The organism is Escherichia sp. MOD1-EC5433, from assembly GCF_002966005.1.
In the GTDB taxonomy this organism is placed as follows: domain Bacteria; phylum Pseudomonadota; class Gammaproteobacteria; order Enterobacterales; family Enterobacteriaceae; genus Escherichia; species Escherichia ruysiae.
Genome location: NZ_PTRL01000004.1, coordinates 85,045 through 108,924, shown reverse-complemented (window position 1 = coordinate 108,924; position 23,880 = coordinate 85,045). Strand labels below are relative to the sequence as shown.

Here is a 23,880-nt window from a genome sequence, read left to right as displayed (position 1 = left end):
CTGTATCAACGGCAGCGTGAGTAGCAGGTACAACATTTAGTCTGGTACATCCAGCAGTTCAATAAACGCCTCAAGCGGACGCGTTTTCGCCCCGCGACGCCAGACCAGCCAGGTCGTTAACCAGCGCCATTTCTCAGCCAACGGCCACGCTTCAACCTGATGATGCCCGGGCATACTTTCCAGCATAGATCGTGGGATAAGCGCAATGCCCGCACCCGCGACCACACAGGCCAACATCCCGTGATACGATTCCATCTCATGAATAGTCCCCGGTGCTGCGCCGTCAGCATGAAACCAGCTCTCAAAATGACGGCGGTAAGAACAATTGGCGCGAAAGGCATAGATGTTGTAACCATTAGCCTGACTGGCGCGGGTTACTGGCGCATGTCCTTGTGGCGTGACGATCATCAGCTCTTCGCGATATACCGGTATCCCGTCGATGGCGGTATGGTTAATCGGCCCATCAATAAATGCCGCATTCAGTTTTCCTTCCAGTACGCCGTCCAGCATCGTGCCAGAAGGGCCGGTGGAAAGTGAAAACTGAATTTTGGGGTAACGGCGGTTAAATTCTGCCAGCGTTACCGGAATACGCACTGCGGCGGTGCTTTCCAGCGATCCGAGAGAAAACAGACCTTGCGGCTCATCGCCAGCCACGACATTTCGCGCTTCATCCACCAGCGCGAGAATTTGTTGGCTGTAGCGTAAAAAGTTATGCCCGGCGGGAGAGAGACGTAAACGCTGATTTTCGCGGATAAACAGCTCAACACCGAGCTCTGTTTCCAGTTGACGTATACGAGTCGTGAGATTCGACGGCACACGATGAACTTTAGCCGCAGCCTGGGTAATGCTGCCAGCCTCGGCAACTGCGTTGAACATCTCCAGTTGAGTCAGATCCATAGTATTCTCGATTTGTGAATAAGTGGCTTAATATTATTCATTTTTAAACAAGAGTAAATCTACGTATCTTCAAACCATAACTCATAAAGGAGATACCCCAATGACCATCACTCCGGCGACCCATGCCATTTCGATAAATCCAGCCAATGGTGAACAACTTTCTTCACTGCCCTGGGCTGGCGCTGACGATATTGAAAACGCTCTTCAGCTTGCAGTGGAAGGTTTTCGCGGCTGGCGCGAGACAAGCGTAGATTACCGGGCGGAAAAACTACGTGATATCGGTAAAGCTCTGCGCACTCGCAGCGAAGAGATGGCGCAAATGATCACCCGTGAAATGGGTAAACCCATCAAGCAGGCACGTGCCGAAGTGGCGAAATCGGCGAATTTGTGTGACTGGTATGCAGAGCATGGCCCGGCAATGCTGAAAGCGGAACCAACGCTGGTTGAGAATCAGCAGGCGGTTATTGAGTATCGACCGATGGGGACGATTCTGGCGGTTATGCCGTGGAACTTTCCTTTATGGCAGGTGATGCGTGGCGCTGTTCCCATCATTCTTGCAGGTAACGGTTACTTACTTAAGCACGCGCCGAATGTGATGGGCTGTGCTCAGCTCATTGCCCAGGTGTTTAAAGATGCGGGTATCCCACAAGGCGTATATGGCTGGCTGAATGCTGACAACGATGGTGTCAGTCAGATGATTAAAGATTCACGTATTGCGGCGGTCACCGTAACCGGAAGTGTCCGTGCAGGGGCGGCTATTGGTGCACAGGCTGGTGCGGCACTGAAAAAATGCGTACTGGAGCTGGGCGGTTCAGATCCGTTTATTGTGCTTAACGATGCCGATCTGGAACTGGCGGTGAAAGCGGCGGTAGCCGGGCGTTACCAGAATACCGGACAGGTTTGCGCGGCGGCAAAACGCTTTATCATCGAAGAGGGGATTGCTTCGGCATTTACCGAACGTTTTGTAGCGGCTGCGGCAGCGTTGAAAATGGGCGATCCCCGTGACGAAGAGAACGATCTTGGTCCGATGGCACGTTTTGACTTGCGTGATGAGTTGCATCATCAGGTGGAAAAAACCCTGGCGCAGGGCGCACGTCTGTTACTGGGTGGGGAAAAGATGGCTGGGGCAGGTAACTACTATCCGCCAACGGTTCTGGCAAATGTCACCCCAGAAATGACCGCGTTTCGGGAAGAAATGTTTGGCCCCGTTGCGGCAATCACCGTAGCGAGAGATGCAGAACATGCGCTGGAACTGGCTAATGACAGTGAGTTCGGCCTTTCTGCGACGATTTTTACTACTGACGAAACACAAGCCAGACAGATGGCGGCACGTCTGGAATGCGGCGGCGTGTTTATCAACGGTTTCTGTGCCAGCGACGCACGGGTTGCTTTTGGCGGTGTGAAGAAGAGCGGTTTTGGGCGTGAACTTTCTCATTTCGGCTTACATGAGTTCTGTAATATCCAGACGGTGTGGAAAGACCGGATCTGACGTCACATATTTAGCTCTGTTATACTCGCAGGTCTTTTCAGACCTGCGAGCAAGGAGCAGAGAGTGGCTGTCGCCATGGATAATGCAATTTTAGAGACCATTTTGCGGCAAGTGCGACCGCTGATCGGTCAGGGTAAAGTCGCTGATTATATTCCGGCACTGGCAACCGTTGATGGTTCCCGTCTGGGGATTGCTATCTGTACCGTTGATGGGCAGCTTTTCCAGGCCGGAGACGCGCAAGAACGTTTTTCCATTCAGTCTATTTCCAAAGTGCTGAGTCTCGTTGTCGCCATGCGTCATTACTCCGAAGAGGAAATCTGGCAACGCGTCGGCAAAGATCCGTCGGGATCTCCGTTCAATTCCTTAGTGCAACTGGAAATGGAGCAGGGCATTCCGCGTAATCCGTTTATTAATGCCGGTGCGCTGGTGGTCTGCGATATGCTGCAAGGGCGATTAAGCGCACCACGGCAACGTATGCTGGAAGTCGTGCGTGGCTTAAGCGGCGTGTCTGATATTGCCTACGATACGGTGGTTGCCCGCTCCGAGTTTGAACATTCCGCAAGAAATGCGGCGATCGCCTGGCTGATGAAGTCGTTTGGCAATTTCCATCATGATGTGACAACCGTTCTGCAAAACTACTTTCATTACTGTGCACTGAAAATGAGCTGCGTTGAGCTGGCGCGGACGTTTGTCTTTCTGGCGAATCAGGGAAAGGCTATTCATATCGATGAGCCCGTAGTGACGCCAATGCAGGCACGGCAAATTAACGCGCTGATGGCAACGAGCGGAATGTACCAGAACGCGGGGGAGTTTGCCTGGCGGGTAGGGCTTCCGGCGAAATCTGGCGTTGGCGGCGGTATTGTTGCGATCGTCCCGCATGAAATGGCTATTGCGGTATGGAGCCCGGAACTGGATGATGCAGGTAACTCGCTTGCCGGTATCGCAGTACTTGAACAATTGACGAAACAATTAGGACGCTCGGTTTATTAATGCAGTCACTTGATCCACTCTTCGCGCGTTTATCCCGCTCAAAATTTCGCTCTCGCTTTCGTCTGGGCGTCAAGGAGCGTCAGTATTGTCTGGAGAAGGGCGCGCCGGTTATTGAACAACATGCGGCAGATTTTGTCGCTAAGCGTCTTGCTCCGGCATTACCGGCGAACGACGGTAAGCAAACCCCCATGCGTGGGCATCCGGTGTTTATCGCTCAGCACGCTACCGCGACCTGTTGCCGTGGCTGTCTGGCTAAGTGGCATAACATTCCGCAGGGTGTTTCGTTAAGTGAGGAACAACAACGTTATATTGTGACGGTTATCTATCACTGGCTGGTTATTCAGATGAATCAGCCATAAGAATGGTGGTAAAAGCCAAAAGATCATCTGATTGATATCTTTCTTTGTCGCCGCTGTCAGCGAACATGCTATCCTTTATGAGAATTTACTTATTGCGTTGAGATAATTGCCACTCGCAATTGTATGGACAGATAATTAATGCATGTACACCCCATATCCACTTTCCGTTTGTTCCAGGAAGGTCATCTACTACGTAATAGCATTGCAATTTTTGCGCTAACGACGCTGTTCTATTTTATAGGTGCAGAGCTACGCCTGGTTCACGAACTTTCTCTTTTCTGGCCACTGAATGGCGTGATGGCAGGGGTATTTGCCCGCTACGTCTGGCTTAATCGTCTGCATTACTATGCCATCTGTTACGTGGCAATGCTGGTTTATGATGCCATGACCACCGAATGGGGGCTGGTTTCACTGGTTATCAATTTATCCAATATGATGTTTATCGTAACTGTCGCCCTACTGGTTATGCGGGATAAGCGTCTGGGGAAAAATAAGTACGAGCCAGTAAGCGCATTACGGTTATTTAATTATTGTCTGATTGCCGCTTTATTATGTGCCATCGTCGGGGCGATTGGTTCGGTCAGTATTGATAGCCTGGATTTCTGGCCTTTGCTTGCTGACTGGTTTAGTGAACAATTCTCAACAGGCGTGTTGATTGTTCCTTGTATGCTGACGCTGGCAATTCCTGGGGTATGGCCGCGCTTTAAAGCAGAGCAGATGATGCCAGTCATTGCGCTTATTGTGTCGGTTATTGCCTCGGTCGCCATTGGCGGAGCGGGGAGTCTGGCGTTCCCGCTGCCCGCATTAATCTGGTGTGCGGTGCGTTATACGCCACAGGTGACGTGTCTGCTGACTTTTATCACCGGAGCAGTGGAGATCGTACTGGTGGCAAATTCGGTAATTGATATCGCCGTCGGTTCGCCTTTCTCTATTCCGCAAATGTTCTCCGCACGTCTCGGCATAGCGACGATGGCGATTTGCCCAATTATGGTTTCCTTTAGCGTGGCAGCGATTAATTCGCTAATGAAGCAAGTTGCGCTGCGAGCCGATTTTGATTTTCTGACTCAGGTTTACTCACGATCCGGTCTTTATGAGGCGCTGAAAAGTCCATCGCTGCAACAGACACAACATCTGACCGTCATGCTGCTTGATATCGACTATTTCAAAAGCATTAACGATAACTATGGTCATGAGTGTGGCGATAAAGTGTTAAGCGTGTTTGCCCAGCATATTCAGAAAATTGTCGGCGATAAGGGGCTGGTGGCAAGAATGGGAGGCGAAGAGTTTGCCGTAGCCGTGCCTTCAATGAATCCCGTTGATGGTCTGCTGATGGCGGAGAAAATTCGTAAAGGCGTGGAACTGCAACCGTTCAACTGGCAACAAAAGACGCTTTATCTGACGGTTAGCATCGGCGTCGGTAGTGGGGATGCTTCATACCGCACACTAACCGATGACTTCAATAAATTGATGGTTGAAGCTGATACGTGTCTCTATCGGTCGAAGAAAGACGGGCGTAACCGCACCAGTACCATGCGTTATGGTGAGGAAGTTGTCTGACAGCTTTGTTATTTTGTCACGGTTTTAGCGTAATGTGTTCTACCACTCTGCCGACTGGAGAAAGAGGAAAATCCTCGATGGAACCATGATCCGCGCCACATTTTTATCTTAAACCTGCTAATTAATCATCACGAGTTGATCAAAACAGGGGTTCAGTGTATTAAAGTTTGCTAACCTGTCGTACCAATTCAAACAGGTTGTATGACTAATCAAAAGGGAACCCATTGTGAAAACACTAAATCGTCGCGATTTTCCCGGTGCACAGTATCCAGAACGAATCATTCAGTTTGGTGAAGGTAACTTTCTGCGCGCCTTTGTTGACTGGCAAATTGATCTCCTGAATGAACACACCGACCTGAATTCTGGCGTGGTCGTTGTTCGTCCGATTGAAACTTCATTCCCGCCGTCACTGAGCACGCAGGATGGTCTGTATACTACCATTATTCGTGGCCTGAATGAGAAGGGAGAAGCGGTCAGCGATGCGCGTCTGATTCGTTCTGTAAACCGTGAAATCAGCGTCTACGGTGACTACGATGAATTCCTGAAACTTGCGCATAATCCGGAAATGCGCTTCGTCTTTTCCAACACCACAGAAGCGGGTATTAGCTATCATGCGGGCGACAAATTTGATGATGCGCCAGCGGTAAGCTATCCGGCCAAACTGACGCGTCTGCTGTTCGAACGTTTCAGCCATTTCAACGGTGCGCTGGATAAAGGTTGGATCATCATTCCGTGCGAGCTGATCGACTACAACGGCGACGCGTTGCGTGAACTGGTGCTGCGCTACGCACAAGAATGGGCACTGCCAGAAGCATTTATTCAATGGCTGGATCAGGCTAACAGTTTCTGTTCTACGCTGGTGGACCGCATCGTTACCGGTTATCCGCGTGATGAAGTGGCTAAACTGGAAGCTGAACTCGGCTATCACGATGGTTTCCTCGACACCGCTGAACACTTTTACCTGTTTGTGATTCAGGGGCCGAAATCCTTAGCGACTGAACTGCGTCTGGATAAATATCCGCTTAACGTGCTGATTGTTGACGATATTAAACCGTATAAAGAGCGCAAAGTAGCAATCCTTAACGGTGCACATACCGCGCTGGTGCCGGTTGCGTTCCAGGCAGGGCTGGATACCGTTGGCGAAGCGATGAACGATGCTGAAATTTGCGCATTCGTTGAAAAAGCGATTTACGAAGAGATTATTCCGGTGCTGGATCTGCCACGTGATGAACTGGAATCTTTCGCCAGTGCCGTCACCGGGCGTTTCCGTAACCCGTACATTAAGCATCAGCTGCTGTCTATCGCGCTCAACGGTATGACCAAGTTCCGCACCCGCATCCTGCCGCAGTTGCTGGCAGGGCAGAAGGAAAACGGCACACTTCCGGCGCGCCTCACTTTCGCATTAGCGGCATTGATTGCGTTCTATCGCGGAGAGCGTAACGGAGAAACGTATCCGGTACAGGACGATGCGCACTGGCTGGAACGTTATCAACAACTCTGGAGCCAGCATCGTGACCGTGTTATCGGCACCCAGGAACTGGTTGCGATTGTGTTGGCAGAAAAAGATCACTGGGAGCAGGATCTGACGCAAGTGCCTGGTCTGGTCGAGCAGGTTGCTAATGACCTGGAAGCGATTCTGGAAAAAGGGATGCGCGAAGCTGTACGTCCGTTGTGCTGATCCTTGCATTATTTTGTATGCTGGATAAGGCCTATACACCGCATCCAGCATGATTTACCAACTAACTATATGGTTTCAGTTAGTTGTAGCCCTGATAAGCGTAGCGCATCAGACAATTAACGGCACAATCACTGAACCCGGTTTCGACCGGGTTTCTTAGCATTCCATATTAGTTACAACATCCTATATGCTTTAATATAAACAGGTGCTAAATGTAGCACCTGTGAATGTTGTAGTCTTGTAGGTAATTTGTAATTAGGGACTTGAGAATGTGATCACAATCACGTTTAATAGAGCGACTTTTCCACGCCTGAAGATAATCATGATTGTTCGCCCACAACAACACTGGCTGCGCCGTATTTTTGTCTGGCACGGTTCAGTATTATCCAAAATATCATCGCGCTTGCTACTAAACTTTCTCTTTTCTATCACGGTTATTTTCATGCTGCCCTGGTATACGCATTTGGGCATCAAATTTACCCTCGCGCCGTTCAGCATTCTCGGGGTTGCTATCGCCATCTTTCTGGGGTTTCGTAATAACGCGGGGTACGCCCGTTATGTTGAAGCGCGCAAACTTTGGGGGCAGTTGATGATTGCCTCACGGTCGTTACTGCGTGAGGTAAAAACGACATTGCCTGATTCGGCAAGTGTAAAGGAGTTTGCCCAGCTACAAATCGCCTTCGCCCACTGTTTACGCATGACATTACGCAAACAGCCACAGGCGGAAGTGCTGGCATATTATCTTAATACTGGAGATCTTCAGCGAGTACTGGCTTCCAACTCTCCAGCTAACCGTATTTTATTGATAATGGGTGAGTGGTTAGCCGTTCAGCGGCGGAACGGGCTACTTTCTGACATTCTGTTTATTAGTCTGAACGAGCGTCTTAATGATATTTCTGCGGTACTGGCAGGGTGCGAGCGTATTGCATATACACCAATTCCCTTTGCTTACACCCTGATTTTGCATCGCACCGTTTATCTTTTTTGCATCATGCTACCATTCGCCCTTGTGGTGGATCTGCATTACATGACGCCTTTTATCTCTGTGCTAATTTCCTACACCTTTATTTCGCTGGATTGTCTGGCGGAAGAGCTGGAAGATCCGTTCGGTACTGAAAACAATGATTTACCGTTGGATGCCATCTGCAACGCTATTGAAATTGACCTGTTACAGATGAACGACGAAACAGAAATTCCGCCGAAGATTCTTCCCGATCGCCATTACCAGCTGACGTAATAATTACTCCTTGCGCCGGGCAACAATAAACAGACGCGGAAATGCCAACAGTATCTGCCCGTTCTCCTGCAGTGGATACTGTTCTTCCAGCATCTGATGGTAGCGCGTAAGAAAATGCTGCTGCTCACTCTCCGTCAGATCCTGCAACCATGGGCGTAATCCGGTGGCTGTCACCCAGTCAATAATCGCCTGGTGCGACGGCATCTGGTGATAGTAGGTGGTTCGCCAGATATCAACCTCACATCCGGCTTCGCTCAGAATATCGTAGTAAGCATGAACGCCTGCCAGCGGTTCGCGTCCACGATCCGGATAATGCTGCTCCCAGGCGACTTCGCGCATTAACACATGCGTCGGCTCCAGCCAGTTGTCCGGCATTTGCACCGCCAACACGCCATGCGGATTGAGTAACGATACCAGATGCGGAAATAGCTCATAGTGTTCGGGCAGCCATTGCAGTGAGGCATTGGCAAAAATCAGATCGAGTGCATGGTTCGGTTGCCAATTGCGGATGTCTGCTTCCACAAACTGACATTCTGGTAAAATTGCGCGCGCTTCGGCAATCATCGCCGGAGACGAATCAATGCCGGTAATTTTAGCCGTTGGCCAACGTTGATGTAGCAGGGCGGTGCTATTGCCTGGGCCACAGCCAAGATCAGCTATTTCCCTGGCGTTTTCCAGAGGGACTCTGGCAAGCAGTTCTACCGTCGGTCGTGACCGTTCGGCGTTGAAGTGCAGATATAAAGAGGGGTTCCAGTCAGCCATTTTTTTACTCCCGTCAGCGCATTATCCCAAGTGTAGATAAAACTGATGGATTCGCCTCACGTCATCAATCCATTGAACACGCGCTTTGTACGTGGCCTACGTGATTAACTCAAATGTAGCCAGGCGTAAATTTTAATTACAACCACTTTAAAACAAATAAAATCCATATATTAAGCTTTTTGTTGATTTTATATGAATCTATTAACATACAGAATATTCAATATCTAATTTTAATACTTGCCAGCTAAATATCCATGAAGGGAATAATTCCACAGTGGCTTTTTTTTGATATCCTTAGGGCAGGAGCCAGATTTGAAGGAGTTTCTGTGTAATCATGGCATTTTGGACACTAACTCTATCGGATATAGAGATATAAAATATGACGAGAAAATTTGCATTCAACATTTTATACATCATTGATGTTTTAGGTGATGAAGATCTTGATTCCCCGAGTGATATCAAAATCAATAATAAACCAGATGATATAACGCTTAAAAGTAATACCGCCTCAAAACTATTTAAATCCATATCAAGTCTGAAAGTGCCAATTCCTATTGTTTTTGTTAAGATACATAATATCCCCATGCTGAATTCTTTCTTTAAAGAACTGGAAAAAGGAGTCATAAAAAAAGGGTTAATTCCTATAGTGCATTTTGAGTGTCATGGTTCACCTGAGGAAGGGATGTTTTTCCCTGGAATTAAAAAGTATATCTCCTGGGGGGAGATGAATGATTTATTTTTAATGATAAACAAACATACCATGAATAACCTACTAGCCATTGTCGCGGGATGTGACAGTTTCAAATCAACAGAAAATATAGAGTTTGCAAAAGGAAGTCCTTATGGCTGCTATATTGGCGCAAACAAAGTTACTGACGCAAGTATAATTAGCAGGTTTAAAGATTTTTACCGTTATATCTTTTTATATAATGATTTCGATGGGGCTTGTGATCTTTTAGGTGCCGATTTTTCTATGGTTTTCTCATATGATATCTGTATGCAAAGCTTTTTACTTCCGTTGGTCTTGAGTTATTTCGGAAAAGATAAAAAAGAGTTTGTTGAGTATACAATCAACCGACTAATAGACAATGGACAACAGGGCTCTATAGGTGAAATAAGAAAATTAGCAAAATACAGGTTAAAACATATTGATAAGTATTATGAACGTTCTGGTGTTCAATTCTTACATGGGCAAAAGCCGCTTGCGTTTACGGAATTAAAGCGAATTGCACAGGAGCTTAAGGACAAACTTATTGACGAGGCTAAATTCAACCTCGAACTGAGGAATGCAATTAAATTGAAAAGAAATACAATTATGGGGAAGGGGGCTTGACCCTGAAGAACTGGATTTACTGCTGTAGAATACCTGGTGTACATCAAGTCAGGTGATATACACCAGGTGGCACAACTTACGAAGTGGTCATAATAATCAGCTTGCGCACGGAATCAGGATCAGACATTGCAAACCTCGCGGGAGAGTTATTTAACAATGGGCATGTCTGCGAGATGCTTAACAAAACGCTTCCTCACTTCCAGGTAACCGTTGCTTTCATAAAACTTGTGTGCTCTGACTCGACGTTCACTGCTTGAAAGTTCAATCTGAGAACATCCCTGATCCAGTGCGATTTTTTCAGAGGCAATGAGAAGCTTTTGTCCGATCCCTGTACCTCGCGACGATTCATCTATGACCAGAGCTGAAATTAATGCCCACAAGCCGTTTTCATGTACAGGGGTGATAAAATTCATCACAATAACCCCACAGAGTTCCTTTTCTGTTTCAGCAACCAAAATGCTAAGACTGGGATGCTTCTGGTTAATATGATTTTCTAAGCGTTCTACATCTGTCTGATAACCCAATTGCAGAAAGAGCTTTTGTAGAGATGGTATATCTTTTAATTCAGGAGTCCTGATTAAGACCATTGCCATAACCTTTGTCAGAAGAGTTAAGTAAAAATATCCAAATCTCTCTAAAGTTGCCAGGGTTGCTTTTCGCTGTGAATTCAACTGATGGACGCACAATGTTGCTGAATGAGCTCACCAGTACAAGCATGTCGATCCTTGGCTGCTGAATTTTGGGGGCGCGAAGCCTGCGTGGAACCAAACACGTCCTGTAAGAGCCTGAGTTGATTAACATCGGTCATTGAGAAAAACTCAGTTCCGAGTGTAGTTATGAGTCTCATCCTTTGAAAGCAGTGGTGAGACTGTAGCGCGGACATGGCTATATTTGCCAGAAATGGACATCTCAATTTAGCCTCTACAATCTATGTCAAAGCTAAGTTCAGATGTCCGGGGCAGGGTAAAGCTGAAATGTCCGCTGTGTGCCAGGAACGGACGTTGTTTTCCAACTATTACCCAGGCCTGCGAATCATCTCATCTTCATCCCTTAAATTCTCAATGTATCGATAACCGCTCGTAGAGCGGGTGACACATTTCTGTGCGGATAATAGATATATGAACCTTCCAGGCGTTGGCTGTAGCATTGCAAAACTCTGATCAGCGCCCCCTGTTCTATATCATCAGACACCAATTCCTCCGGAACATAAGCCAGTCCCAGACCTAGCCTCGCGGCTTTGGCTTCCATATAACTGTCAGCAAAGGCCCATTGTCCCTGAGGCTGATGGGTGATCTTTTTACCGTCCTGATTGAGTTCCCAGGCATACAGGCTGCCGTCGCCGAACTGGTAAGCGATGCAGGGATGACCCACTAAATCGGTGGGGGTTTGCGGAAATCCGTAGCGACGAAAGTGCTCGGGTGTGCCGACAACGGCCATCTCCATATCGGGCGAAATACGCACCGCGACCATACCGCTATCCACTTCCGAGCCCAGACGTATACCGGCATCGAAGCGTTCAGTAATAATATCGACAAACCGGCTTTCACTGATGAGCTCCAGCCGAATATCCGGGTAGCGTTGTTTAAACACCGCCAGCTTCGGCAGCAGTACTTTGTCAATGGCGTGCTGGCTGGCATTAATACGGACCGTACCCGATGGTGTATGGCGATAATGGGCCAGCGTGGCAAGCCCCATATCTAAGGCGTCAAATCCAGATTCGACGTTTTTATAGAGCAACTCGCCAGCATGGGTGAGCGATAGCTTGCGCGTGGTGCGTACCAGAAGCTGCACGCCCAGTCGTTCTTCCAGCTCGCGCACTGCACGGCTAATTCCTGACTGCGCCAGACCAAGCCTCTGTGCGGCGGCGGTAAAACTCCCTTCTCGCACGACCTGCATAAACAGATAGAGATCGTTATAGTTTTCCCTTTTCGCCATCATTCTTCCTCTGCTGCTGCATCACAATTCAGAACAATATGGTATTAATCTTAGCATTATTTACCCTCTAATCAGCACTATTAGTGCTAACTATAATATGCGCGTTGCAACAAAGCACGGCAGCGTTGGCCGTATGAAACCAGTATCTGGCACATTTTATGAAGGGGATTTTGATGACTGCTTTCACCCAAAAATTGACAGCTGCGATACCCGCCATGCTGTTATGCGCATCATTAAGTGGAGTCACAAATATGAGTTACGCTGATACAACCAATCCGAACGCGCCCGTTTCGCTGGTTGAGAAATGGGATAAAACTTTTGCTGAGAGCACGAAAGTTGATCACCGTAAGGTGACCTTTCCGAACCGGTACGGGATCACCTTAGTCGGGGATCTCTACATACCGAAGGATCGTGGAGATCGCAAGCTGGCCGCTATTGCTGTTAGTGGCCCCTTCGGGGCGGTGAAAGAGCAATCCAGCGGCCTGTATGCGCAGACGCTGGCTGAACAGGGATTTGTCACTCTGGCTTTCGACCCTTCATACACGGGTGAAAGCGGCGGCTACCCGCGAAACGTCGCATCTCCGGATATCAACACCGAGGATTTCAGCGCGGCGGTTGATTTCTTAGGCCTGCAAAAAGAGGTGGATCGCAACCGTATCGGGTTGCTCGGTATCTGCGGATGGGGCGGCATGGCTTTAAACGACGCTGCGATGGACACGCGTGTCAAGGCGGTGGCGAGCAGCGTGATGTATGACATGAGCCGTGCAATGGGTCATGGCGTGGGCGATGGCAAAGACCGCTATACCACTGCCGATCGTCGTGCCGTATTGCAGTATCTGAACATGCAGCGCTGGAAGGATGCGGAAAATGGCGCTTTCGCGCCAGGCGGGCATGACATTTACGTTGATGAGAAGGGCAACGTCACCGCTTCCGATCGTATTTTACCGGAAACTCTGCCCACGAATCCTAATCCGGTATTGAAAGAGTTCTTTGATTATTACCGCATGCCGCGTGGTTTCCATGCGCGTTCGGTCAACTCAACCGGTGCCTGGAATGCAACCATGCCGCTGTCATTTATGAATATGCCGCTGCTGAGTTACGCTAATGAAGTTACTATCCCTACACTCATCGTGACCGGCGAAAAAGCCCATTCACGCTATTTTGCTGAAGATGCCTTTAACGCGATCGGCAGCAAAGAGAAAGAGTTAGTGATTGTTCCCGGGGCAAACCATGTTGATCTGTATGACAACGTTGCGGGTAAGATCCCATTTGCCAAATTTGAGCAATTTTTCAAGGCAAACTTAAGATAACCCGAAAGGTTTACCAGGCCACCTGTCGTAAACGGGTGGCTTTTAACTGCCTGATGTGATGCAGAATATGCCACATCGCCCTCTATTCTCACCCAACTATTATGTCGTTATTCCCTGAATAACTTCTGACCCGACTGCGCCTGAATCTGGCTGGTTCGATATTAAGGGATGCTAATAATGTTCACTATAAGTCTAAAACAATCATACGAAAAAACGCATGCATACTGGAGCGGCGTATTTGCCATGACGCTTTGCGTGTTTGTGCTGATCGCTTCTGAGTTTATGCCAGTCAGCCTGCTTACGCTCATTGCCCATGATTTACACGTTACCGAAGGGCTGGCAGGGCAAGGAATTGCTGTGTCTGGCGCGCTGGCGGTGCTTACCAGTCTGACTATCTCCCGTATTGTCGGAGACCTGAATCGAAAATATCTTCTGCTGGGGCTGACGGTCTTAATGGCCATATCGGGAATAGTTATCACCATAGCGCCTAACTATCCGGTTTATATGCTGGGGAGGGCTCTGATTGGCGTCGTCATCGGAGGATTCTGGTCAATGTCGGCTGCAACCGCCATTCGGCTCGTGCCGCAGCACCAGGTCCCCCGCGCACTGGCAATTTTTAACGGCGGCAACGCGCTGGCCACCGTTGTGGCTGCGCCGCTTGGTAGCTATCTGGGGACAACCATCGGTTGGCGTGGCACCTTTTTATGTCTGGTCCCCCTTGCGATGGCTGCGTTCATCTGGCAATGGATCAGCCTGCCTTCGATGGAAAGCGATAAAACACATAAACCACAGGGGTCTGTGCTTCGTCTGTTCAGTGTCGCCATCGTACCAACGGGACTGCTGGCCTGTGGGCTCTTCTTTATGGGACAGTTTGCTTTATTTACCTACGTGCGCCCCTTTCTGGAAAGCGTCACCAGAGTGGGAGCTTCTGATCTTTCTCTGATTTTGCTCGCAATAGGTGTAGCAGGTTTTGTCGGCACAATGCTCGTCTCAACATTCCTGAACACCATATTTTATAAGACATTAATCATGATCCCGTTGCTTATGGCAGCGATTACCGGTGCGTTACTGCTGGTCGGACACCACATCTGGGCTGTTGCCGTTTTACTCAGCCTGTGGGGGCTACTTGCAACGGCTGCGCCAACGGGGTGGTGGACATGGATAGCACGTGCGTTACCCGAAGATGCAGAGACGGGGGGAGGCCTCATGGTTGCGGTGATTCAGCTATCTATTGCACTTGGTTCAACGGCTGGAGGTCTGGTATTCGACAGTCTGGGATGGAGAAGTGCTTTTGGTTTAAGTGGTTTGTTACTTCTGGGTGCGGTGGCGATGACATGGGTCACATCCCGTCAAAGTAGGAATGCGCAGTAGCGCAATCCTTTTATTTCTGGCGTACGCTCTTTAAGGCATACGGCTGAGGGGCTAATGACCGCTCCTCGCTCAAAGCGGACATTAATGTCTCTGGCAATTCAGTTCTGTGAAGGGTGGGATTATGTCTGCCTTCAGAGCTTCGTCATTTCCTTGTACCGAAAATTTCTTCAGAACGGGACTGTAACGTCTTCAACGCATCAAGCATATCGTCACCATTCAGTGAACGTTGCGATTTCTTTTCGCCTGGTTTTCTGGGCCATCACCGGCAGGGAGTGCCTGTGAACGGTTATTATCGCGTTTATCCTGAAACAGTTTGATAAATTCAAGGGTACGTCCGAGTCGTTTGTTGTCCACGATAGCCCCCTGGTCGATTTCCTGGAGCCGATCATAGGTGGAGTAGGGAAGAGCTTCACCGTTAAGGCAGAGTTCTTTACGACCTTCCGGGTAATGCCAGACCTCGATATATTTCCCGATAGCCCTGCGGCTTAACTCATCTCATTATCTTCAATCAGATAAAGTACTGCACCGTTAAAGATTTTGAAACACGTCGCAGTTCCCGCCATGTGAAAGATGCGGCTAGATCATCATCAGTTTCAAGTGGCCGGTGAACATCAAAGTCATGCCGAGGCGATTTCGCAAAGCGCCGGTTGTAATCATCATTTTCCGCACGGTCTCTTTTGAAATCCGGACACCGTATTCTGTGGTCAGAATTCGCCAGATTGCAGACGGATTCATCCCCCGACCACGTGTGCGAATAAACTGCAGGGTCTGGTCTCTGATGGCAGTGTTTAACTGATGGTTGCCGGGCTTTCTCCTGCGCTGGCTGACCAGACCGGCAGGTCCCAGCTCACGGTAACGTTTATTATCAATGTATTGCTGGGTGGCCATCATGTAGTCGAACGCATTTTCTGAATCACAGAATCGCAGGTGCATCAGACGACCGGTGGCGTCATCCATGAAGAGCTGAAGCACATGGAGATGGTGCAAGTTACAGGCAACTTGTAACCAAGATCAATGTTCTTGAATTTGATGTTGAAACTCCCCACACTCCAGTTTACGAAGAAGGGGATGTTTCAGCGATAAGATCTCTCATCAAAGCAGATAATGCTTTTATTCTTGGGTGCGCTGAACTGATCCGAGAAATTTCTGAAACAATTAGCAAGCAATGTCCTGACTCTTTTGTGTAGTTGAATAAAAAAGAGCAGGGGTCAGCGTTTTAGGCTGGCCCTGAATTCCTCGGGATTTGCCAAAACCGGGTTAATTGCCCTGAGTTGCTCCTGAACCCTGGCTTGTGCGCGTCGTTTAGGCATCTTTTTGCTCCGATCACGCTTACCATCGCGTTCGAGTTCATGCGTAACACCGGTCGTGGTGGAACCACCATTATTGACCCTGAAAATGCCGTGCTTATCACTGTAAAACGCCAGGGGTTTGCCGTGTTGCTCAAGATACTCACGAGTGGCCATCATGTAATCAAAGGCTGATTCAGTCTCACCAAAGCGCAGGTGCATCAGGCGGCCAGTAGCGTCATCAACAAAGACGAGCAGGCAGCATTTCGGCGCACGTCCTTCAAACCAGTCATGCGGGGAACCATCAATCTGAACAAGTTCTTCGAGGCAGTCACGCCGGTATCTGGGTTGATGAACACGTGGCTTGCGACGCGAGTATGGGACCCAGAGTCCATCAGCCGTCATCCATTTTCTGAGCGTTTCAACAGACACCGTGATGTTATGGCGTTCGCGCAATTTTTCTGCGGCAAGCGTTGGTCCAAAGTCACTGTAGTTATCGTGAAGTAAAGAAAGTACTCGCAACTTCAGTGACTCAGAAAGTCTGTGATTACCGGGGCGTCCTCGTCGAAGGTTTGCCAGACCTGCAGCACCAGATTCACGAAAGCGGTTCATCAAACGCTGAGTCTGACGTTCGGTCAGAGCAAGTTGGTGTGCAGCATCACGACGGCGCATGCGCTTTTCGACAACCGACTGAATGACATTAATCCTGTTCAGTTCTTTATCTGACATGGTCACTAGCATCCTGATGTCTCCACGGCAATAAGGTTCAATCCTTTATGCCAGAAAAAGTGACATCTCTAAATGATTAGAATATGGGAGCTACAACCTTGGTGCGCATAATGTATATTATGTTAAATACAAGATATCAACATACACCTGACCACCGTACCGACCTCATAGCTTTAATGTACATGCTCCCTCCCCATTACCCGACAGGCACTATCAATCGTTTTGCCTCGGGTATTTCTGTTTTTGATATACTCAAAGCCACTGTCGCCAGGAAAATGTGCAAAGTGACTAAAGATAAATGGAGAATGTTATGATCAGGCAGAAGATTTTACAGCAGCTCCTGGAGTGGATTGAGTGCAATCTCGATCACCCTATCTCAATCGAAGATATTGCACAGAAATCTGGCTACAGCAGACGCAATATTCAACTTCTGTTCAGAAACTACATGCACATGCCCCTGGGCGCATACATCCGCAAACGAAGACTTTGTCGGGCAGCCATTCTTGTCAGACTTACTGCTAAATCAATGCTTGATATTGCGCTCTCTTTGCATTTTGATTCACAGCAGTCATTCAGTCGTGAATTTAAAAAATTGTTTGGATGTTCTCCCAGAGAATATCGGCACCGTGATTTTTGGGATCTAACAAATATTTTACCCCCGTTATTAACGCGTCAACATCAAAAGACAGATTGCACATTAATCCATCTTCCTGAAACACGTATTTTTGGCAATGCATTTAAATATGATATTGAGCTATCTAATACGCCACCAGATGAAGAAGCAAAACTGCGGCGTAATCATTTATCCCGGTGTCTGCAAAATTTGAAGATGGATATCTATTACGTCTCAGCGTATACACCATCAACAAAATCGGTAGATTTGCTCACAGTTGAAACTTTCGCCGGTACTGTATGCAACCATGCGGATACAGACATGCCAAAGGAATGGATAACGGCTGGAGGGCTTTATGCATCTTTCCGCTATGAAGGAGATTGGGAGCACTACGCTAACTGGGTGCGGAACCTCTATCTGATAGAACTGCCAGCGAGGGGGTTAGTCAGAGTCAACGGCAGTGATATTGAGCGATTTTACTACGATAAAACTTTCGTAGAAAAGGATAGCAATTATGTTGTTTGCGAAATTTTTATCCCCGTTCGCCCAGCTTAGTTTGTATCGGTGTCACATTGAGGATTACCCTACCCTGCTACCGTCTAATCAGTATCAGGGTAGGTATTTAGTGGAATAATGGCGTTGAGAATGTCAACGCCATTATTCTTTATTACAGCGAGTTTTTCATTCCGGGGACAATTATTTTACTACCTCCTCACCCTCTTCAGTAGCAGCTTTCACAGCGTTAATAGTCACCGTCACAGGCTGCATTTCGTACCCACCATACGTCAGAGTGTTGAATGTAAATGTATATTCCCCTGGCTTAGTGGTACTGAATTTACGCGTGATTTTCCCGTTCACGAAATGGTCAGCTTTCGACGGCAAGAACTGGTAATCATTCTCCGTCACGCCTTCCGGAGCCTTAATGTCGACCCACATATTTCCCCCAACAGGGTTGCCAGCCGACATTAGAGTAACATCCAGCGTTGCGGTCGCCACTCCGTCTGCTACCAGTTCTTTTACATCAGATGATGCAGCAAGTACTGCATTTTTATCATCCGCAACGAATCTGGATTCGGCAGTTTTCGTCGATACCTGACCGTCGGTCCGATTCACTTTCGCTGTTAGCGTATATATCGCCGCTTTAGTGGTAGAAGCGGTGAATACAGCCTGCCCTTGCTCATTAGTTGTTGCAGTCCCGTTCGGCTCCAGATCTAACGTTGTCGGGCTGGCGGTCAGCGTCACTTCACTACCTTGCACAAGGTTGTTATTGGCATCAGTAACCGTAACTTTATAAGTCTGTTTGGCTTTACCATCTGCCAGTGCGCGGTTGCCAATCACCTCAATACTCGAGATGGTTGCCGTAGCCTTGTCAGCCACAAACGTGATGCTCTGCGCATCCGACATCTGGTCATTTCCTGCCGTTGCGGTGATTGCATACGTTCCCGCAGTCACAGAAACGACTCGCAGCTCGGCTTTACCTTCATCGCTGGTCTTCACCCAGGTACTCTCGTCATTAAGCGGTGTGACGCCCCGAGGCAGATTAAAGGCGACCATAGTTCCGGGAACAGGGTTGCCGTTTTTATCCTCAACAGTTGCCGTCAGCGTAAAGGCATCTTTGCCGTTTGCTGCTTTTTGATCGGCAGTATCAACCTGAAGGCTTGCCTGACCGGTTTTGGCATCCGCTTTGAACTTCACCGTGGCAGTCTTCTGATTTTTATTCACCGAGGCCGTGATTGTGTGTTCCCCGGCAACGGTGGACATCAGCTCAATATCGGCTTTACCTGCCGCATTCGTTGTTACCGTATTCCCCGTCTTGCTGCTCACCCCCTCAGGCAGAGTCAGTGTTACCGTTTGATCCTGCAACGGGTTACCATAGGAATCCGTTACGGTCAGGGTAACCTTGTTGGCGGACTGTCCATCAGCCAGTTGGTTATCAACATTCACTGAAATATCGTGAATGTTAGCCTCAGAAGCGTTACCCACAACGTTCAGCAGTAGCGGTTTCGAAGCAGCATCTTTGCCATTCACTCGGGGCCAGATAACCAGTTGACCGGCTGCAGAGCCTGTGGTTAACGTCGTAACATAGGTGCCATTGCTTTGTTCCGTCCAGGCTCCTGCCGAAGGTTGTTCCGTCCCTGTGCTGGCTACGCCACTAAATTCTGGAGCATCAGGTTTCAGACCACTTACAGGGTTACCGTTCGCATCCTTCGCCGTGAAGGTCAATTGTGTCGTCGTTTTGATCATCGGGGCTTCATTATCTGCAACAAGCGTGGAGTTCACTAACGACATCTCCCCGGCGGCGATGGTGACAGAAACCGCCTGCTTCAGAGCATCAGCGCCATCAACGCGCGGCATGATGGTTAACTCACCAACTCCCGTTGCGCCAGCAGTCAGCATCGCCGTATAGGTTCCATTGCCCTTCTCCGTCCACTGACTGACGGATGGACGCTGCTGGTTGACGTTGTATGCATCACCACCAAATTGCGGTGTTTCCGGTGTAATACCGGTGATTGCGTTGCCGAATTTATCCTTCACAGTCAGCGTCAGCGTGATACTTTCGCCTGCGGTAATCGACGTTTTTGATACGGTCATTTCCGAGTGGTCAACCGCAATAGTCCCCGCTTTAACGTTAACCGGAGTTGCCTGTGCTGTAGCGTTTTTGCCATCGATCTGCGGCATAATGTTCAGCGCGCCTGCCCGCGTTCCCGAACGCAGAACAGCCGTGTATTCGCCGTTGCCTTTATGGCTCCAGCCTGTAACTGAACTACCAGACGCAGCGTCACCGGAAAGCGATGCGCCAAGTTTAGCGGTGTCAATATCGGTAAGCGCGTTTCCAAACTGGTCTCTGGCGGAGAAAGTCAGTTCCGTTGTGCTTTCAATAGCAAGATTGGCATCTTTTACAGTCAGCGTTGAAGTAGAAACTGCCTGATCGCCCGCGACGACAGTCAACTGCGCGGCGTCGGTGGTAGCTGGCTGGCCGTTGAATAACGGCATAATGCGAAGATCACCTGTCTTTCCGCCGGTGGTCAGCGTAGCGACATAGGAACCATCGCCTTGCTCGCTCCAGCTGGAAACGTTCGCCCCTTCAGACGCAGCTCCCGTCAGGCTTGTCGACAGGGAAAGACCGCTGATTGCGTTACCATGCGCATCTTTTGCCACAAACGTCACAGTCGTGCTTTCCCCTGCTTTTACGCGATCCGATGCAACGGATACTTTCGACTGTCCTGAAGATAAAGCATCAGCTACCACGGTCACTTTAGCCGCATTAGCTGCTGCATCCTGGCCGTTGAGCTTCGGCATAACAATTAATTCACCCGCCGTAGTACCCAGAGAAATCTGCGCAGTCCACGTCCCATCGCCATTATCCGTCCAGCCTGAAACTGAAGAACCCGCAGCGGCAGCCCCTGTTAATGACGGTGTATCTGGAGTGAGACCGGTCACCGGGTTGTCATAGGCATCTTTTGCTGCCCAGATAGCTGTAAGCGTGCCACCAACTACCGGTTTATCCGGGTTCAGGGTGATGGTTGAATGCGCTGTATCAAGCGGTCCGGCGACAAACTTCAGCGTTTGTTGTAACGTTCCCAACTGATACTGCTCGCTAAAAGCACGCACAACAATGTTTCCTGCGCGGGTCGAAGAAACCGTGGCGCTGTAAACACCTGGGTTTGTCTCCGAAATGCTGCCAATGGTAACGCCATTGCTGTCCTGTGGAACAAATCGCAGGCGGCTGGCTTCTCCCGTCACAGGGTTGCCATCGGTATCCACGGCAGTAAGCGTCAGCGTGTAGGATTGCTGACCATTGGCAACCTCGTCACCTGACGGCTCATTCACACTCAGAGTCGATTTTGTCACATCCATCATAGTGGCACGCAGTTCAGCAGTGACGGTTTTGCTCATGCCATCAACGCTCACCGTAATGGTTGCTTCACCTGATTGCGTACCGGTGGTGAAGACCGACTGGTACACCCCAGCTTCTGTTTCGGTGATCTCCCCCAGAGTTGGTTGTGCCTGTGATTTAGCAGACTTAATGCCACGCGTTACGATGTTTCCGGCAGGTTTAAACGTCAGTTCAGTTTTGATCTGATCTTTCATACCCGTGATTGGCTGCCCTTCGGCGTCTCGCAGAGACAGAACCAGCGGCTTTTGCGCACTCCCGTTAGCAAGCATTTGGATACGGCTCTGACCGTCAAGCGTTAACGTAGTGCGATCGGCGCTCATACCTGCCCCGGTGATAACCACCTCAGTCTGTACGCGTTTTGAGGCATTGCCTTTGTTATCGTATGCGACCGCAGAAATTGCGTAATAATTGTTTTTGCCTGCCTGATAAGCCGGGAGCGTCACTTGCCACTGGTTACCCTGACCGGTAATTTTACCGCCTGCGGCCAGCAAGGACGGCGCTTCCCATTGCACATTTTTCAGACCGTGAGTTGCTTTGCTGACTACAAGACCAAGCGAAACCGTCTGTCCACCCTTACCTTCAATACGATCAGGCAGAGCAATACGGATCACCTCAGCTTTGCGATACTCAAGAACAATGTTGTTATTACGTTCAACCAGATCATAACGGCTGCCTGCGAGTACCCGACGCTCGCGAATGCTATCCGTATCGAGTTGTTTCTCCAGAGGCTCGCCAAACCGGTAGTTAACTTCCAGACCAAAGCGAGTGTCATTCTGACCGCTCTTGCCCTGCTTGTGCTCTGCACTCAGTGTCAGAAGAGGCACTGGCGTATAGTTCACCTCGGCGGAAATGGCATGTGGGTCTTTCTGGCGCTTATCTTTACCAAACAGCCCTACCTCATCGCCATAATATTGTTCATACATCAGGCTTGCGCCAAGCTGCGGCCAGGCCGGTAAATATCCCTCTGCGCGGATATCCCAACCATTAGCCGGACGCTCTTGATAATCTTCAATATCTGGTGATTTTTTCCAGCCAGAAGCCCGGATATAACCATTGGCACTCAGTTTCAGATAATCACGCCAGTATTCCGCACCAACGCCAATACGGGTATGACTACGGGATAAATCATGATCGATAAATGTGTTCAGCCCCGCCATCCAGTCATTGCCTGAAAAATGACGCCAGCCGAAACCAATATTTGACTGAGTACGATCGTCGGTACGATGTATTGCCCCCTGAGTGAACAGCATATCTGAAGGCGTATCATAAATCGGATAAAGCATTTCCAGCGAAGAGTCTTTCAGCGAGAAATCTTTATCGGCATTCAATTTGACACGCGCCGTACCATATTTTCCAAGCCACTCCTGGATTTCCTGGGTAGCCTTAGCTGTGGCCATTCCGGTAACAAAATTGCGTGTCGCATCGCTATCCGGCTGACTGCTTAAAAATTTACCGGCATTCGCGGCAAACGACGCGATATTTTTTTCTGCATTATTGTCAGTAGCAACCGCAGTATTTTCCGTACTTAGACGAGGCAGAGCCGCTCGCGCCGTCATTGTCGGCGTAAAGGTGACAGCCAGTGGAAAAAGAACCTGAATAGAGATGTTTGCCCACGCCACGCAGTGAGCCAGGGCTGAATAACGAAAGCGTGGTTGTTTATTAGCTTTTTTAAAACGTGACATTGAGATAATTTCCTGATGAACGAATTAACGAACATAAGCAAACGCATATAAAAACGTTTGCTTGTCAGAAAAACCGGATATTTCCCGGTTTCCTTTTCCGCAGAAAAGGAAATACCTTTATGAAAGAAAGCGCATCGCCACCCTGAACATTCAGTGGTTGCAATTACTCGTCTGGTGACAGGGCCGGGATTATATTTTTGTTTGTAAATATGAATTTAGCTTTTTGTGCAAGAGTTAATATAAAGGGGTAAGTTCTATTGGATGCTGACTAAATTACGGTTGCGTAGTTATTATTTAGTAATCGCAACTGGCCTTCCGTAGATGGGGTGCATTACAGCTAAAATAAGTCAATAAGCCTTCGGTGGTATGTCAATCCTCATTTATAGTCATGTGATCTTCGACCAGGAAATATCTTATAGATATTACTTAATTTTCCGCATCGTTATTATCTGCGCACATCTATACTGGACTATGGCTGTAGAAATAAAAATCACTCGTTAACATGGTTGGCTGAGATTCCAGTAATAACCTTTGTTATTTGACAATATTATCCACCGCTTTCATAAATTAATGAGGGCGAATAATGATATTTTACTGGCTGATTTTTATGTGATAATCATGTTGCGTAGGAAAATCACAGAAAAATAACAACATATAACTCAATACCCATTATCGGAAACTGTTGTATCTCATTGTAATTAATTATGAAAAATACACAGTACTTATTCCGAAAATCAAAAATCGGTTAGGATTT

General features: G+C 48.5%; 16 protein-coding genes and 2 pseudogenes. 10 read left to right on the top strand and 8 right to left on the bottom strand.

Annotation, left to right across the window (positions count from 1 at the left end):
• Window positions 1–36: 36 nt before the first annotated feature.
• On the bottom strand, window positions 37–897 hold the full coding sequence (gene ptrR / locus C3D30_RS09685) for a putrescine utilization regulator PtrR (protein ID WP_105286817.1): 861 nt from the start codon (window positions 895–897) through the stop codon (window positions 37–39).
• 100 nt (window positions 898–997) lie between these two features.
• Here ptrR and sad point away from each other — a divergent pair, with 100 nt between their 5' ends.
• From sad to C3D30_RS09650, 6 genes are all read left to right on the top strand, one after another.
• Window positions 998–2,386 carry a succinate-semialdehyde dehydrogenase gene (sad, locus tag C3D30_RS09680; RefSeq protein ID WP_105286816.1) on the top strand — a complete coding sequence of 463 codons (1,389 nt, stop codon included), beginning with the start codon at window positions 998–1,000 and terminating at the stop codon, window positions 2,384–2,386.
• A gap of 63 nt (window positions 2,387–2,449) precedes the next feature.
• On the top strand, window positions 2,450–3,376 hold the full coding sequence (glsB, locus tag C3D30_RS09675; RefSeq protein ID WP_000257426.1) for a glutaminase B: 927 nt from the start codon (window positions 2,450–2,452) through the stop codon (window positions 3,374–3,376).
• Window positions 3,376–3,735 carry a DUF4186 domain-containing protein gene (locus C3D30_RS09670; protein WP_001191034.1) on the top strand — a complete coding sequence of 120 codons (360 nt, stop codon included), beginning with the start codon at window positions 3,376–3,378 and terminating at the stop codon, window positions 3,733–3,735. The genes glsB and C3D30_RS09670 overlap by 1 nt, the downstream gene beginning before the upstream one ends.
• Window positions 3,736–3,873: 138 nt before the next feature.
• Window positions 3,874–5,292, top strand: coding sequence for a GGDEF domain-containing protein (locus C3D30_RS09660; RefSeq protein WP_021550775.1), 1,419 nt, complete (start codon window positions 3,874–3,876; stop codon window positions 5,290–5,292).
• A 226-nt stretch (window positions 5,293–5,518) separates the two neighbouring features.
• Complete coding sequence (uxaB, locus tag C3D30_RS09655; protein ID WP_105286815.1) at window positions 5,519–6,970, top strand: tagaturonate reductase; 1,452 nt, start codon at window positions 5,519–5,521, stop codon at window positions 6,968–6,970.
• 322 nt (window positions 6,971–7,292) lie between these two features.
• Window positions 7,293–8,207 (top strand): bestrophin family protein, encoded by a 915-nt coding sequence (locus tag C3D30_RS09650; protein WP_105286814.1) that lies wholly within the window; start codon window positions 7,293–7,295, stop codon window positions 8,205–8,207.
• A 3-nt stretch (window positions 8,208–8,210) separates the two neighbouring features.
• On the opposite strand, the gene tam is transcribed toward C3D30_RS09650, so the two are convergent.
• Window positions 8,211–8,969, bottom strand: coding sequence for a trans-aconitate 2-methyltransferase (tam, locus tag C3D30_RS09645; RefSeq protein ID WP_105286813.1), 759 nt, complete (start codon window positions 8,967–8,969; stop codon window positions 8,211–8,213).
• Window positions 8,970–9,348: 379 nt separating this feature from the next.
• Here tam and C3D30_RS09640 point away from each other — a divergent pair, with 379 nt between their 5' ends.
• Window positions 9,349–10,302 (top strand): hypothetical protein, encoded by a 954-nt coding sequence (locus C3D30_RS09640; RefSeq protein WP_000197007.1) that lies wholly within the window; start codon window positions 9,349–9,351, stop codon window positions 10,300–10,302.
• A gap of 146 nt (window positions 10,303–10,448) precedes the next feature.
• On the opposite strand, the gene C3D30_RS09635 is transcribed toward C3D30_RS09640, so the two are convergent.
• A complete protein-coding gene (locus C3D30_RS09635) occupies window positions 10,449–10,889 on the bottom strand; it encodes a GNAT family N-acetyltransferase (RefSeq protein ID WP_105282835.1) in 441 nt (146 codons plus the stop codon).
• 463 nt (window positions 10,890–11,352) lie between these two features.
• On the bottom strand, window positions 11,353–12,237 hold the full coding sequence (locus C3D30_RS09630; RefSeq protein WP_001119030.1) for a LysR family transcriptional regulator: 885 nt from the start codon (window positions 12,235–12,237) through the stop codon (window positions 11,353–11,355).
• 173 nt (window positions 12,238–12,410) lie between these two features.
• Between C3D30_RS09630 and C3D30_RS09625 the strand changes: the two genes are divergently transcribed.
• Together C3D30_RS09625 and C3D30_RS09620 are read left to right on the top strand one after the other, a co-directional pair.
• The gene (locus tag C3D30_RS09625) at window positions 12,411–13,547 is read left to right on the top strand and encodes an alpha/beta hydrolase (RefSeq protein ID WP_010350796.1); all 1,137 of its coding nucleotides are present in this window, start codon (window positions 12,411–12,413) and stop codon (window positions 13,545–13,547) included.
• 177 nt (window positions 13,548–13,724) lie between these two features.
• Complete coding sequence (locus tag C3D30_RS09620) at window positions 13,725–14,918, top strand: MFS transporter (protein WP_105286812.1); 1,194 nt, start codon at window positions 13,725–13,727, stop codon at window positions 14,916–14,918.
• 142 nt (window positions 14,919–15,060) lie between these two features.
• Here C3D30_RS09620 and C3D30_RS20830 read toward each other — a convergent pair.
• From C3D30_RS20830 to C3D30_RS09600, 3 genes and pseudogenes are all read right to left on the bottom strand, one after another.
• A pseudogene (locus C3D30_RS20830) lies at window positions 15,061–15,573 on the bottom strand (ISNCY family transposase); the annotation flags it as partial.
• The gene (locus C3D30_RS09610; protein ID WP_353616341.1) at window positions 15,495–15,806 is read right to left on the bottom strand and encodes a helix-turn-helix domain-containing protein; all 312 of its coding nucleotides are present in this window, start codon (window positions 15,804–15,806) and stop codon (window positions 15,495–15,497) included. The pseudogene C3D30_RS20830 and the gene C3D30_RS09610, both read right to left, overlap by 79 nt.
• Before the next feature lie 464 nt (window positions 15,807–16,270).
• Window positions 16,271–16,933: pseudogene (locus C3D30_RS09600) on the bottom strand (ISNCY family transposase); the annotation flags it as partial.
• Window positions 16,934–17,243: 310 nt separating this feature from the next.
• On the opposite strand from C3D30_RS09600, the gene C3D30_RS09595 reads away from it, so the two are divergent.
• A complete protein-coding gene (locus C3D30_RS09595; protein ID WP_016158263.1) occupies window positions 17,244–18,101 on the top strand; it encodes a helix-turn-helix domain-containing protein in 858 nt (285 codons plus the stop codon).
• A gap of 141 nt (window positions 18,102–18,242) precedes the next feature.
• On the opposite strand, the gene C3D30_RS09590 is transcribed toward C3D30_RS09595, so the two are convergent.
• Entirely contained in the window at window positions 18,243–23,126 is a 4,884-nt protein-coding gene (locus tag C3D30_RS09590) for an invasin domain 3-containing protein (RefSeq protein ID WP_105286809.1), read from the bottom strand.
• Between the last annotated feature and the right edge of the window lie 754 nt (window positions 23,127–23,880).

Coding starts and splice junctions, on each gene's coding strand:
- C3D30_RS09635 (WP_105282835.1), bottom strand. CDS start 10,889: ATGGTCTTAATCAGGACTCCTGAATTAAAAGATATACCATCTCTACAA.
- C3D30_RS09630 (WP_001119030.1), bottom strand. CDS start 12,237: ATGGCGAAAAGGGAAAACTATAACGATCTCTATCTGTTTATGCAGGTC.
- C3D30_RS09590 (WP_105286809.1), bottom strand. CDS start 23,126: ATGTCACGTTTTAAAAAAGCTAATAAACAACCACGCTTTCGTTATTCA.
- C3D30_RS09620 (WP_105286812.1), top strand. CDS start 13,725: ATGTTCACTATAAGTCTAAAACAATCATACGAAAAAACGCATGCATAC.
- C3D30_RS09610 (WP_353616341.1), bottom strand. CDS start 15,806: ATGGCCACCCAGCAATACATTGATAATAAACGTTACCGTGAGCTGGGA.
- C3D30_RS09660 (WP_021550775.1), top strand. CDS start 3,874: ATGCATGTACACCCCATATCCACTTTCCGTTTGTTCCAGGAAGGTCAT.
- sad (WP_105286816.1), top strand. CDS start 998: ATGACCATCACTCCGGCGACCCATGCCATTTCGATAAATCCAGCCAAT.
- C3D30_RS09670 (WP_001191034.1), top strand. CDS start 3,376: ATGCAGTCACTTGATCCACTCTTCGCGCGTTTATCCCGCTCAAAATTT.
- C3D30_RS09640 (WP_000197007.1), top strand. CDS start 9,349: ATGACGAGAAAATTTGCATTCAACATTTTATACATCATTGATGTTTTA.
- ptrR (WP_105286817.1), bottom strand. CDS start 897: ATGGATCTGACTCAACTGGAGATGTTCAACGCAGTTGCCGAGGCTGGC.
- C3D30_RS09650 (WP_105286814.1), top strand. CDS start 7,293: ATGATTGTTCGCCCACAACAACACTGGCTGCGCCGTATTTTTGTCTGG.
- C3D30_RS09625 (WP_010350796.1), top strand. CDS start 12,411: ATGACTGCTTTCACCCAAAAATTGACAGCTGCGATACCCGCCATGCTG.
- tam (WP_105286813.1), bottom strand. CDS start 8,969: ATGGCTGACTGGAACCCCTCTTTATATCTGCACTTCAACGCCGAACGG.
- C3D30_RS09595 (WP_016158263.1), top strand. CDS start 17,244: ATGATCAGGCAGAAGATTTTACAGCAGCTCCTGGAGTGGATTGAGTGC.